Origin of the sequence: Alistipes sp. UBA6068 (assembly GCF_949428155.1) — a bacterium.
GTDB classification, from domain to species: Bacteria; Bacteroidota; Bacteroidia; order Bacteroidales; family Rikenellaceae; genus Alistipes; species Alistipes muris.
On sequence record NZ_CASQFS010000011.1, the window covers coordinates 1 to 12569 of the forward strand.

Annotated in this window: 13 protein-coding genes; 5 read left to right on the forward strand and 8 right to left on the reverse strand. The window is 59.3% G+C overall.

Features of this window, described 5'->3' with window-relative positions; genetic code table 11:
• Together QVG21_RS07300 and QVG21_RS07305 are read left to right on the forward strand one after the other, a co-directional pair.
• Nucleotides 1–483, forward strand: a 483-nt coding sequence (locus tag QVG21_RS07300) for a hypothetical protein (protein ID WP_287923581.1), incomplete at its 5' end; no start/stop codon positions are given.
• A 269-nt stretch (nt 484–752) separates the two neighbouring features.
• Entirely contained in the window at nt 753–1382 is a 630-nt protein-coding gene (locus QVG21_RS07305) for a YiiX/YebB-like N1pC/P60 family cysteine hydrolase (RefSeq protein ID WP_287923584.1), read from the forward strand.
• A 117-nt stretch (nt 1383–1499) separates the two neighbouring features.
• Here QVG21_RS07305 and QVG21_RS07310 read toward each other — a convergent pair whose 3' ends face one another.
• A complete protein-coding gene (locus QVG21_RS07310; protein WP_287923587.1) occupies nt 1500–2165 on the reverse strand; it encodes an MgtC/SapB family protein in 666 nt (221 codons plus the stop codon).
• 9 nt (nt 2166–2174) lie between these two features.
• Nucleotides 2175–4205: a S8 family serine peptidase gene (locus QVG21_RS07315; RefSeq protein WP_287923590.1), complete on the reverse strand. Its 2031-nt coding sequence runs from the start codon at nt 4203–4205 to the stop codon at nt 2175–2177.
• A gap of 153 nt (nt 4206–4358) precedes the next feature.
• On the opposite strand from QVG21_RS07315, the gene QVG21_RS07320 reads away from it, so the two are divergent.
• Nucleotides 4359–4826, forward strand: coding sequence for a lipocalin family protein (locus tag QVG21_RS07320; protein WP_287923593.1), 468 nt, complete (start codon nt 4359–4361; stop codon nt 4824–4826).
• Nucleotides 4827–4917: 91 nt separating this feature from the next.
• Here QVG21_RS07320 and QVG21_RS07325 read toward each other — a convergent pair whose 3' ends face one another.
• The 3 genes from QVG21_RS07325 to rpmI all read right to left on the reverse strand — a co-directional run bounded on the left by QVG21_RS07325 (nt 4918) and on the right by rpmI (nt 5975).
• Complete coding sequence (locus QVG21_RS07325) at nt 4918–5148, reverse strand: hypothetical protein (RefSeq protein ID WP_251214696.1); 231 nt, start codon at nt 5146–5148, stop codon at nt 4918–4920.
• A gap of 193 nt (nt 5149–5341) precedes the next feature.
• Entirely contained in the window at nt 5342–5686 is a 345-nt protein-coding gene (rplT, locus tag QVG21_RS07330; RefSeq protein ID WP_251214695.1) for a 50S ribosomal protein L20, read from the reverse strand.
• A 94-nt stretch (nt 5687–5780) separates the two neighbouring features.
• The gene (rpmI, locus tag QVG21_RS07335) at nt 5781–5975 is read right to left on the reverse strand and encodes a 50S ribosomal protein L35 (RefSeq protein ID WP_251214694.1); all 195 of its coding nucleotides are present in this window, start codon (nt 5973–5975) and stop codon (nt 5781–5783) included.
• A 214-nt stretch (nt 5976–6189) separates the two neighbouring features.
• Between rpmI and QVG21_RS07340 the strand changes: the two genes are divergently transcribed.
• Nucleotides 6190–6909, forward strand: a complete 720-nt coding sequence (locus QVG21_RS07340) for an MBL fold metallo-hydrolase (protein ID WP_287923597.1) — start codon at nt 6190–6192, stop codon at nt 6907–6909.
• Nucleotides 6910–7125: 216 nt separating this feature from the next.
• Here QVG21_RS07340 and QVG21_RS07345 read toward each other — a convergent pair whose 3' ends face one another.
• From QVG21_RS07345 to QVG21_RS07355, 3 genes are all read right to left on the reverse strand, one after another.
• The gene (locus QVG21_RS07345; RefSeq protein WP_287923600.1) at nt 7126–7437 is read right to left on the reverse strand and encodes a heavy-metal-associated domain-containing protein; all 312 of its coding nucleotides are present in this window, start codon (nt 7435–7437) and stop codon (nt 7126–7128) included.
• A gap of 164 nt (nt 7438–7601) precedes the next feature.
• Complete coding sequence (locus QVG21_RS07350; protein ID WP_287923603.1) at nt 7602–9968, reverse strand: TonB-dependent receptor; 2367 nt, start codon at nt 9966–9968, stop codon at nt 7602–7604.
• A gap of 69 nt (nt 9969–10037) precedes the next feature.
• Nucleotides 10038–10457 (reverse strand): hypothetical protein, encoded by a 420-nt coding sequence (locus QVG21_RS07355; protein WP_287923606.1) that lies wholly within the window; start codon nt 10455–10457, stop codon nt 10038–10040.
• A 179-nt stretch (nt 10458–10636) separates the two neighbouring features.
• Here QVG21_RS07355 and QVG21_RS07360 point away from each other — a divergent pair, with 179 nt between their 5' ends.
• Nucleotides 10637–12544 (forward strand): RecQ family ATP-dependent DNA helicase, encoded by a 1908-nt coding sequence (locus QVG21_RS07360; RefSeq protein WP_251214689.1) that lies wholly within the window; start codon nt 10637–10639, stop codon nt 12542–12544.
• Nucleotides 12545–12569 lie beyond the last annotated feature (25 nt).

Genomic DNA, 12569 nt, shown 5'->3' on the forward strand with positions numbered 1-12569 from the left:
AAGCCTGCCGCTAGCGTTCATCCTGAGCCAGGATCAAACTCTCCATTGTATAAAATGTTTTGTTCTAAATCTTTAGCTCTAATCTCAAAGGTATTGTTTGAAATCACTCTCCGAAGAGAGTGGGAAAACTTTAGCTGCTCAAATACTTCAAAGAACGCTGTCCGTTATATTGCTATAAAGAACATTTTCTGTTTCTGTCGGAGGGTTGCCCCTCCCGGTTCCGTCCGCTGCTTTCGCAGAGCGGAAAGTGGTGCAAAGGTAAAAACCTTTTTTGAAACCGCCAAATCTTTTCGGAAGATTTTTTCAGAAATTTTTTCAGAACCTTTTTCGCTTCTTCGCCGACAAGGCGTCGTTGTCAAAGCGGATGCAAAGGTAATTCAAATTTCCGAAACTCCAAAAAATCCGGAACTTTTTTCAAAACTTTTTCAGAACCCGTATCGCTTCGGAGGGTTGCTTTCTCTCTCGAAGCGGGTGCAAAGATAAAGGTTTCCGGATGTTATTTCCAAATATTTCAGCGACTTTTTTTTGACATTTTTCCGCGCTTTTTTACACCCGGCTATAAGTCAGGAAGTTAGTTATGAAAAATTTTTACTATATTTGGCTTCATCGCAGATGCTGCACCCCGGCAATGCCCGAACTTATTTGGCATTGCGTTCGATTTGCGTTATCTTTCGCCTTGCAATCGGGTCGCCGGACGACATAGCAACACCGGAGAGCCCGCAGTACGAATTCATACACAAAGATTCAATAGGATGCGAACCCTTATATTATATATAGGTATATTGGCCGGGGCGGCATGCACCCAGCAGCGGGAACAGCTCCGTTCGGGTGACCTGCTGTTCCAAGTCGGCCACGAATCGGCCATGAGCGGCGCCATTATGGCCGCCACAGGCAAAAGCGAAGAGGTGAAATTCACTCACGTGGGAATCGCCGTCATCAGCAGCCGGGCCGATTCGGTGCTGGAGGCCACCTCCGACGGCGGTGTGCGCATGACCGCACTCAGCGACTTTCTGAACAAGTCCGCCCGACTGAATGGTCGACCCGTCGCCATTGCCAAACGCTTGAAAGACACCGCAGGCATCGCCGCTGCCGTCGCCCGCGCACGCACGTTCCTCGGACAGCCCTACGACTATTCGTTCCGCCCCGACAACGGGAAGTTATATTGCAGTGAATTGGTATGGGAAAGTTACCTCGCCCCCGACGGCCGTCGTTTGTTCCCGGCGCAGCCTATGAATTTTCGCGCCGCCGACGGTTCGATGCCGCCGTTCTGGAACGAGTTGTTCGCAAAACTGGGTGAAGAGATTCCCGAAGGATTGCCCGGCACCAATCCCAACGACATGTCGCGCGACACCTCGCTGACCGAGGTTTTCCGTTGGTTTTGAAAGCCGTGCCGCCGTCCCAGCTATCTGCCGCCGCTCCGAACCCGCCTTGCCGCAACACCACAGCAGCAAATCCGCCGCTCTCAGTCCGCCCTGCCGCCGCTCCGAACCCGTCGCGGCTCAGACAATCCGTTCGACCGTAATGTCCTGCGATTCCCGCAGCAGGTTGACGAATTCTTCCTCCTCGGCAATGCCCTTGGCCCGAATGACCAGCGTCGCCCGGTAGACGGTCGCACCGTCCATGCGAGTCGGTTCGATTTCGTAGGAGATGACCGTGTATTTCGAGGTCTTGAGTTTGTTGAACATGGCGTCGATTACCTCGCGGCGCCCCGACGAGTAGACTATCAGCGTGCGTTTGCGGCCCAGCCCGCCGAAAAAGAGGGTCAGCGCTTCAAGCCCGAAAAGCGTCAGCAGCGTCGCCGCCCCGGCCACTACATACATGTGCGCACCCGCCGCCAGCCCGATGCCTGCCGTTGCCCACAGGCTCGCGGCCGTGGTCAGCCCGCGCACCAGCTGACGGTGCAGAATAATCGTTCCGGCACCGATAAAGCCGATGCCGCTGACCACCTGCGCCGCAATCCGTCCCGGGTCGAAGCGCAGTCCGTCGTACGTCGCCAGCAGGTCCTCGAATCCGTATTGCGACACAATCATCATCAGGGCGCTGCCCAGCGCCACCAGGAAATGGGTGCGGAATCCCGCATCCTTCACCCGGTATTCGCGGTCAAGGCCGATAATCGTGCCGCACAGACCCGCCGCGCACAGCCGCCAGATAAAATTCCATTCCATGTTTTTTCCTTACAGCCAGCCGTTGTTGGCCGCCACCCGTTCGCGGACGATCAGTGCGATTTCGCGCGACACGGAGGTCTGGCCGATCTGCGTCGAAAGGCGGACCGTCGCCACACCCGTTTTCGAGCACGCAACAACAAGTTTGCCATTGCGCACCGCCAGCGTCCCGATGCCCAGCCGATCCTTCGCCTCGGGCGTCGCTTCCGCTTTCAGCAGTACTCCGGTCGAGCCGCCGAAATAGCGGTCGAGCGGGATTTCGCTCTCCTTGCCGCGCTGTACGTACACGCCCGGAGTTCCCTGGATATTCAGCAGCAGCAGATAGGCGTCCACATAGCCCGCTCCCATCTTCTTGCGGTAGTCCGTCAGATTGAGCAGCGACACACCGCCGTTCACATCCACAAAAGGTTTCGAGCCTTTCATATAGCCGTCTATGTCGTGTACGCTGCTCAGCAGCAGCGATTTGAACTGCGCGGGCGTAAAGCGTTTCCCGAGTTTGGAGGCATACGCAAGCCCCAGCGCCGCCACGCCCGAGACATGGGGACAGGCCATCGAGGTGCCTTGCATGTAGCCGACCGCCGCTTTCCGGCCGTCTTGGAACTGCATCGCGGGGTCTTCGAGTATCGTACTCAGCACAGCGCCCTCTTCTCCGTACAGATAGTCACCGCCCGGGGCCGTAATGTCGACCCAGCTTCCGTAGTCCGTATAGTAGGCAGGTGTGAAGTCCGGGGCCATCGACGCCACGGCCACCGTCGGCGAGTAGGCCCCCGGCCACATCATCTGGTCGCCCACTATGTCGCCGTCGTTGCCCGCGGCGAAAATCACCAGCCCGCCGCTCAGCGGTGCGTTCGGGTCGTCGGCACCCGCATACTTTATAAAATAGTCCACGGCACGTTTCTCCATCCCCTGGGCGATGCCTGCCCATTGGGCCTCGGTCTTCAGGTTCGTGCCGTAGCCCCAGCTGCACTGGGCGATCAGCGCGCCCCGGTCGGCCGCATAGACGAAGGCCCGGGCCGCCGCGTCGTCCGAATCGTTGGCCGGGTCGCCGTCGCTGTCCAGAATCTGGCACGACATGATTTTCACGCCGCCTTTGCCGTCGGCTCCGCCCGCTATGCCGCAGACGTCGATTCCGTTGCCGTTGACCGCCGCAATCGTTCCGGCCACATGGGTCCCGTGGTCAGCGTACATCCACTCTTTGTTCTCGCTGTCGTAATAGTTCCCCTGCCAGTTGAGTTTGTCCGTGCGGTTGCAGAAGTTGTAGCCATGGAGGTCATTGCCGAACTCCGCATTTTCGCCCGCATGGGGATTGACCCACATATTGGCCGCCAAATCGGGATGGGTGGACTGCACCGGTTCGTCGAGCACCGCCACCACGATTTCGGGCGAACCCGTACAGAGTTTCCACGCGTCGAACAGATTCACGTCGCACCCGGCCCGGAACTGGAATACGAAGTTGCCGTAGGAACCCAGCGTCTTGTTCCCCGTGTTGTTATAGTGCCATTGGTCCGGCAGCCGCGGGTCGTTGGCGGGCATCGCCGCACGCGTCGCAGGACGGGCCGCGGCGGCAGGAACCATCGGCCCCCGGCGCCCCGACTCGATGGGATGTCGGTACTCCACCGCCGAAACGCCCTCCACACGGCTCAGCAGCCCTGCCGCCGCGGTCAGTTCCTCCTCGCTGTCGAAACGGACCGTATACCAGCGGTGGAGCCCGAACTCGCGGTGCCGCTGCTCGAAGCGTGCTTCGTAGGGAAATACCCGGGCGAACCGCTCGGCCCCGATGCGCTCCAGCACAAGGTCCATGTCGGCCACGCCCGAACGGGTCATCGCTCCCCCGCCGCTGCGCGTCGCTGCCTGCGCCGTCTCGATACGCTCGGCCAGCTCGTCGGTCACTTCGACGGACAGGCACCCCGCAACAGCCCCCTGCGGCACACTGAGAATCTTCGCGCCGGACTGCGGAAGCGTCTTATCGGAGGCGGTCTCCGTAGCGTCATTCGCACAGGCGGCCAGACCGAGCAGCGCCGCTATCCATATCAGTCGTTTCATATCCTTTAATTATAAATATCCGTTTTTGCGCCGGAACACTCCGACCGCCGATAAAGGTAGGAATTTTTCGGTGAAAATCATATTTCGGCCGCCGGATTTTGCAATTTGCCGCCGAACGACTATATTTGTCTGAACATCCAAAACTTCCGAATCATGATGCGACTTTTACAATACGCTTTTCTCGCGTGCACACTCTTGTGCTCCTCGTGCAAGAACGACAAGGATTCTGTCCCCACGATTGAGCCCGCCGTGGGCATCGAAATCGCAGACTTCGCCGGGGAATGGCGTCTGAGCGCCTGGTCGGGCGGCACGGACCTCGACAAGGAAATCTACCTGCGGCTCAACGCCGACCAAACTTTCACTCTCTATCAGAACATCGTCTCGCACGGATTCGAGTGCTTCGACGGCACTTTCACGTTCGATTCGCAGAGCGCACTCATTCGCGGCACCTACGCCAGCGGCACCCCGTGGGGGGGGGAATACATCATCGGAGCGCTGACCGAAAACAGCATGCAATGGCAGATGACCGGGACCAGCGACATCGCCACCTACACCCGCAGCGTCATCCCCAGCCTACCGCTCCAACCCGCCTCGCGCAGCGGCAGCGTACCGTTCCTGTAACAAATACAACAAAACAGCAGAACCGAGGTTCTGCTGTTTTTCGTTCTGGCATAGCGAACGCAACCAATCGGCGTCATGTCATTCCGAATATCTACCCCCTGCTTTCCATACTTTCGATGGAAGGGTTCGTCGCAGTAACGTCCTGCTCGATCTGCTGCTGCGTAGGCGCTTCGCCTGCGGCGGCGGGAGTGATGCGCTTCCCGTTCTCGGGCATGTTCTGCGTCACGGTAGGAATGCGCATGGCGCATCCGGGACGCGTATCGGCGGGGGTCATCTTGTTATTTTGGCCAGGCATGGGCTTGCTGCAATCGGTCTTTTCCATAATCGTCATTTTCCTGCGACCGCTGCAAAACACGTACCGCCCCGAAAAGAAGCAGGCGGGGAACGCCGAAACGCTCTCCGCCTGAAAACAGCTGCCGTCCCCCGATTCGGGCCGTCCGACCCACTACCGGAATCCTGCAGCCATCGGACGGCCCTGCCTGCGGTGACCCGCAGCCCGGCCGTCGGCTACATTGCTATTTGACTGCTTTGACGATTGCCGCAAATGCTTTCGGCTCGTTCATCGCCAGGTCGGCCATCACCTTGCGGTTGAGCTCGATACCCTTGGCGTTGAGTTTGCCGATAAACTGCGAATAGGTCATCCCCTGCGCGCGGACCGCAGCGTTGATACGCGTGATCCACAGCGAACGGAACGTCCGCTTCTTGAGCTGGCGGTGTGCATAGGCATACTGCAAACCCTTTTCGACCGTGTTTTTCGCTACGGTCCAAACGTTTCCCCTTGAACCAAAGTTACCCTTGGCAAGTTTCAGAACTTTCTTTCTGCGTGCGCGGGACGCAACGGCATTGACTGAACGTGGCATAGTCTGAAATGTTTTTTTTTAAGAGCTGTCAGCGACGCGGTTCTCCCGCGTTCTTCGGGGCTGATTCGCTCCGGTTAATAATTCTGCCCGACGGTTATTTAACCAGCAGGTTCTTGATTTTGGCCTCGTCGGCCGGTGAAACGATCCCTGCGTAGCAAAGATTGCGTTTCTGCTTAGTCGTCTTTTTGGTCAGGATGTGACTGTGATAAGCGTGCTTACGCTTGATCTTTCCTGTGCCGGTGAAGGTAAAGCGCTTCTTCGCCGCGGCATTGGTTTTCATTTTCGGCATTGTCGCAAACAGTTATTTAGTTAAACATAGCCTGCAAAAGTACTATTTTTTTCGCATTCTGCAACCTTTTTTGCACGCATAAAACAAAAATTCTTCGTATCTTTGACTTTGTCTTGGATACCCGGGCCCCGGCGATGCCCGAATAAATTCGGCATTGCGTTCGGCTCACTCGTATCCTCGATTCACCCACATGTTGAAAGCAATACTCGTATCTATGTCTCTGCTCTCGTTTTTCGGCTGCGGCCGGACCAAGACCCCGGAATATCCCACCGACACGCTGACGGCGCGCGACGGCACCGAATTCACGCTTACGTTCTTCCAACACGCCTCGATAGGCATCCGGGTCGGCGGCCACCATATATATATCGACCCGGTGGGCAACTTCGCGGGCCAGCCCAAAGCCGACCTTATCCTGCTGACCCATTCGCACAACGACCATTTCGACCTGGCGACCGTCGAGAAACTGCGGACCTCGAAGACCGACATCCTCAGCGACCGCACCACGGCCGAAGCGTTCGGCATGGAAGGGCACGTGATGCGTCCGGGCAGCATCGCCACGCCGCGCGACTATGTGAAAATCGAAGCCGTAGCCGCCTACAACACGACCAAGGAACACCAGCAGTTCCACCCCAAACTGCGGGAAGACTGCGGTTATCTGCTGACCATCGGCGGCACACGGATCTACGTGGCGGGCGACACCGAACCGACGGCCGAAATGAAAGCCCTGCGCGACATAGACATCGCTTTCCTGCCTGTCAACCAGCCCTATACGATGACCGTCGACCAAGCTGTCGACGCAGTCAAGGCGCTGAAGCCCACCATCTTCTACCCCTACCACTTCGGGCAGACCGAATTCAAGACCGACATGGACCGCCTCGTGCGCGAAGTCCGCGCCTTGGACACCACCGACATCCGCGTTTTCCCGATGGAATAAGCGGGCCTACCCTACGGTACACGCACGTTCGCCGAGTAACAGATTCTTCGTCGGTCTTGCGACCTCCTCAGAATGACAGAGGAAAGGCCACAGAATGACAGAGGGGCGGGTAAAAGAATGCAGGGACGAAGCTCGGAAAGGCTGACGGACAGCACAAAGCAAAAAAAGCCCGGAACCCACTCAAGGCTCCGGACTTTTCATAAACAGCCGACCGAACTATTTGGCGGCTACGGTCTTGGGCTGGGCCTTGACCTTGAGCGAAGCGAGGCCCTTGACGATATTCTGGTCGGAATTCTTGGCGGCATCGTAAGTCACGCTGACTTCCTTGGCGGCCACATCGACCTGGACGTCCTTGATACCCTTGCCCAGCGAGGGAATATTGTTCATGATTTTCTGCGCGCAATGGTCGCAGTCGATGTCGGTAACGAAGACCGTCGTCACGGTTTTCTTCTCGGCCGCGGGTTTCGCAGCCATCGTCATGCCTGCGCCCATCACCAGCGCCAGGCAAAGCATTGCAAGTTTTTTCATGGTTACTTAAATTAATTCGGTTATGATTATTTCAACTTCTTAACTACGCTACGCTTGTTTTCCTCCTCCTTGCATGGCAAAAAGATTCTTCTCTTCGTTCAAAATGACAAAGGTAAGGATTCAGCGGCACATTACTTTTCACCTTTCACTCTTCACCTTTCACCTTAATAAAGGTTCCAGCGCATGCCGATGTAGAATTTGCGGCCCATGAGCGGTCCCCAAACGTTCATCGAGTTGAACTCCGCGGACCACGGGTTGCCGGCCCCCACAATGGGGTCCTTCTGGCGGTAGTCGGCAATGTTCTCGCAGCCCACATAGACGTCGAACTTACCCAGCTTGCGGCTCACCTGCGCATAGAACATCGGATAGCTGGGCGAATAGTTGTCGAAATCGGGCTGTCCGTCAGCCCCGAAACGCGGCACGCGCGACGGACCGTTGAGCTGCGCCGTAGCGTCGAAGACCCAGCGGCGGAACTTGGTGGCATACTGAATGTTGAGCAGCGTTTTGTAGCGGCTCACCAAGGGTCGTTCGACCCGCTTGGTGGTGCCGTCGGGACGGTCGATCGTCATTTCGCTGTCCGTATAGCGGAACGTCGCGAAGATGTCGAGCCGCTCGACGGGCGTCCACGAGAAATCCACCTGATAGGTATCCGTGAAGGAACGGCCGCGGCTGTCGTAGATGTTGATATACTGCGGGTTCCACTCTTGGTCGGCCACCACGGCACGGTAGAACTGCGTGCGGAAATAATCGAAGCTCAGCGTCATGTTGTCCTGCCCCAGCGCCGAGAAAGTCTGCGTCAGGCTTCCGCCCGCGGTCAGCGCCATTTCCATCCGGTCGAGGCTGCGGAAAGCCGTCTCGCTCGCCGCGGTGTCACCGTCGAAGATAATCCGGCGCCCGGTGGCCAGGATGCCGATGTTGTCGGTGATGACGTTGGTCGAACGGTAGCCCAGGCCCGCCGAAGCTCGCAGCGTGGTCGTCGGCGTAATGTTCCACTTCACATGCCCGCGCGGCGTGAAGTAGAACTTGTCGTAATAGCTGTTGTAGTCGCCGCGCACACCCGCCACCAGCGAAAACTTATCCTTAATAGTATAAGTATACTCGGCGTAGGCGCCCGCCTCGTGTTCGGTGCGGTTGAGCTTGTAGAGCGCCGCCCCCTGCCCCGCAATCCAGGGCGTTTTGTTGAGCAGCGTCTCGCGCACGGCCGAAGTATGGCCCTGCAAACCCACGTTGAGCGACGAACGGTAGGTGAAATAATGGGCATACATCAGATTGGCCGACAGCGTGTTTTCGTTGCCGCCGTAATCGTTGAGCCCGAAATAGGCGTCCTCGTTGAAGTGGTCGAAATCGACGACGAAAGCGAGGTTGGAACGCATCTCGTCGGCTTCCTCCTCATCGTAGACCGACGGACCGACGGGGGTGCCGACCTTGAAATACCCGTTGGCCCCACGGTTGCGGATGTGCGAGCCGTAGAGCGCCCGTTCCGCGCCCGTCTTGTCCCAGTCCTCGGCCATCGCTTCGCGCATAGCGGCCGTATTCTTATAGCCGATCTCCCCGCCCAAACGGTTTTCCTGCACGAACTTCCAGCCCCAGCGCACCTGCGTACCGTTGTCGGCCGCGTAGAGCCACTTGTTGGCCACGTTGATCTGGTCGGCCTTGGGCAGGTCGCGGAATCCGTCGTGGTTGTGGTCCATCTTGCGCACGTCGGTGTCCATCGAACCGTGGAGCAGCACGACGGACGAAAGTTTCTTGTCGCGCGAAACGGGAAAAGCCGACGACAGATTGACTTCGGGCCGCAGCTCGTCGTCGAGGTAGAGATTGACGAAGAGCCGTTCGTCGTCCGTAGGCTTGCGGTGCTCCAGATTGATCTGGCCCGTGATGGCCTCGTGGCCCGCCGTCACCGACGAAACGCCCTTGGAGACCTGAATCGAATTGAGCCACATGCCCGGCGTGTAGCTCAGCCCGTAGGGAGCCGACAGACCGCGCATGATGGGGCGGTTCTCGTCGAGAATCTGCGTGTAGGTTCCGGCCAGCCCGAGCATCTTGATTTGCCGCGCCCCCGAAATGGCGTCGCTGTAACCGACGGTGACCGACGCCGAATTCTCGAACGACTCGGCCAGGTTGCAGCAGGCCATCTTGCAGAGCCCCGCGAACGAAATCATTTCGCCCTTGAGAATGCCGTCGCGCTTGACGTAGTTGCCGCTGAGCGTACCCTCGATCACCACGTCGTCCAGCGCGACGCCCTCGTTCTGCAAGGCGAATTCGACGCGCGGCGTACCGGCCGCCACCTGCAAGGTGTCGTTCAGATAGCCCAGATAAGTAGCTACCAGCTTATTGTAATTCTTCACGCGGTGCAGTTGGAACGCACCCGTCGCATCGGTGCTCGCCCCCACGTTCGTGCCGGCCCAATAGACCGCGGCTCCGACCAAAGGCTGCCCTTCGGCATCGCGCACCGTCCCCCGCAGCTCCTGTGCGGCGACTGCGCCGCAAACGGCAAGGGACAAAAACGAAAGAATGAATGTCTTGATTTTCATGATTTTCCGTAATCGGTTAAAAACTCTTTTCCGGTCGGATGCCTGCACGAGGTATCCGCCGCAACGTTTCTAAGCCGACACGGGAGGAGCCCGCAGTCCGCCGACCGCCAAGAACGGCGCGGCTATCAAAGGAACGGGCTGCGCGGGAGCATTCCGGCGCAGGGCGGGCACATGGGCGGGACACGGACACTCGACCGCCAGCGACGGCGGCAGGAACGTCACGGCACAGCGCGTGGCTTTGTCGTCGTCGTTGTGGATGCCGGTGTAGAGCTTGACCGCGGTGGAATGGCGGTCGCAGGGACATGCCGTGTGCAGCGCTTCGGCACCGCCCACGGCCTCGGCGTCAACGTGTCCGGACGCACAGCAGAGGTGCTCCGCAGCGTGGACCGCTTCGAGACAACGGCACGACAACGAACGATAGGCCGTCCCGCCCGTCGCCAGCAGATAGACGACGAGCAGCAAGAACGATATGTATCTTCTGAAGCCCATTGTTACCATGGCCGGGAACTTGGCGCACCCAACGTCAAACGGCCCGACCGACCGCAAAGGTATGAAAAATAACGGAAATATCCAACAACCGGGCCGAAAGAGCAGCCGAAGGAACCCGAAGCGCGAATTATGAATTGCGAATTATGAATTGTGAATTCAAATTAAACTATCTTTGTGCTATGCAACCGGGCGACGAAAAAACATACGAAGCGCTGCGGCGCTACTGGGGATTCGGCGAGTTCCGGCCCGTACAGCTGGAAATCATCCGCTCGGTGCTGGCCGGGCGCGACACGCTGGCGCTGATGCCCACGGGCGGCGGCAAGTCGCTGACGTACCAGGTGCCGACGATGACCCGCCAGGGGCTCTGCATCGTCGTGACGCCGCTCATCGCCCTGATGAAGGACCAGGTCGACCGCCTGCGCGCACGCCGCATCCCGGCCGTCGCCATCCACTCGGGCCTCACACCGCGGCAAATCGACATCGCGCTGGACAACTGCGCCTACGGCGACGTAAAATTCCTCTACGTGGCGCCCGAGCGGCTGGCCACCGAAGCGTTCCGCCTGCGCGTCGAGCGGATGAACGTCCAGCTTATCGCCGTCGACGAAGCCCACTGCATCTCGCAATGGGGCTACGACTTCCGGCCGTCGTACCTGCGCATCGCCGAACTGCGCGAAAAACTCCCCGGCGTTCCGGTCCTGGCGCTCACGGCTTCGGCCACGAAACCCGTCACGGACGACATCATGCACCGTCTGCGATTCGCCGAACCCCGCCTGCTGCGAAGCAGCTTCGCCCGCCCCAATCTCTCCTACAGCGTCCGCCGCACGGACGACAAGAACGGCCAGCTGCTGCGTCTGGTGCGCAACGTGGCGGGGTCGGGTATCGTCTACATGCGCACGCGCGAGGGCACCGAACAAGTGGCGGCGCTGCTGCGCGACGAGGGCATCGCGGCGCTGGCCTACCACGGAGGACTGCCCTCCGCCGAACGCGCCCTGCGGCAGGAAGAATGGGTCAAGAACAAGGTCCGGGTCATGGTGGCGACGAACGCGTTCGGCATGGGCATCGACAAGCCCGACGTGCGGTTCGTGGTCCACTACTCGATTTGCGATTCGCTCGAAAGCTACTACCAGGAAGCCGGGCGGGCCGGACGCGACGGACAGCGGGCCTATGCCCTGCTGCTCGCGGCGTCGGACGACAACGCCCGCGCAGAACAGCGCTTCAAGAAGGAATTTCCGCCGCTGGACCAAATCAAGGATATTTACGAACAGGTCTGCTCCTACCTCCAGGTCGGCATCGGCGACGGGGCCGGAACGGCCTGCTTGTTCAACCTCCACGACTTCTGCGCCCGGCAGCACCTGTGGTCGGGCACGGTCGTGGGAGCGCTCAGGCTCCTGCAGCAGAACGGCTATCTGACGCTGACCGACGCGCAGGAGAACCCCGCGCGCATCATGTTCGCCGTCCACCGCGACGACCTCTACAAGCTGCGCGTCGAGCGCAGCGATCTCGACCACTTCATCCGCACGCTCCTGCGCCTGTACAACGGCATCTTCACCGAATTCCGCCCCATCGACGAAGCCGAAATCGCCACCTGGAGCGGCTACACCGCCGACAAGGTCAAGGAGCTGCTCAAGCGGCTGTGGCAGCTGCGCGTCATCCGCTACGTCCCCTCGAACCGCTCGCCTATCCTCTATTTCAACCAGGAACGGCTGCCGCGCGCCGACCTCTACATCGCCCCCGAGACCTACCAGCGGCGGCAGGAGCTGCTGCGCGAACGCTTCAGCCACATGACCGCCTACGCCGCCAACGACACGGAGTGCCGCAGTGCGGTGCTGGAACGCTATTTCGGTTCGGAAGAAACAACAGCGTGCGGCATCTGCGACCTCTGCCTGGCGCGCCGCCGGGCCGCGAAACAGGATGACGGGCTGCCTGCGCGGATACTGGAGCAGCTCGCGGCGGGCCCGGCCAAGGCACGCACGCTGGCAGACGCAGTCGCAGCACCGCCCGAACGGGTGGCCGAAGCGGTGCGCCGGCTGCTCGACGAGGGGAAAATCGCGGCCGACGAAGCGGGAAATCTGAGAATTATTGCGTAAATTTGCGGGAACATCACGGCTACCC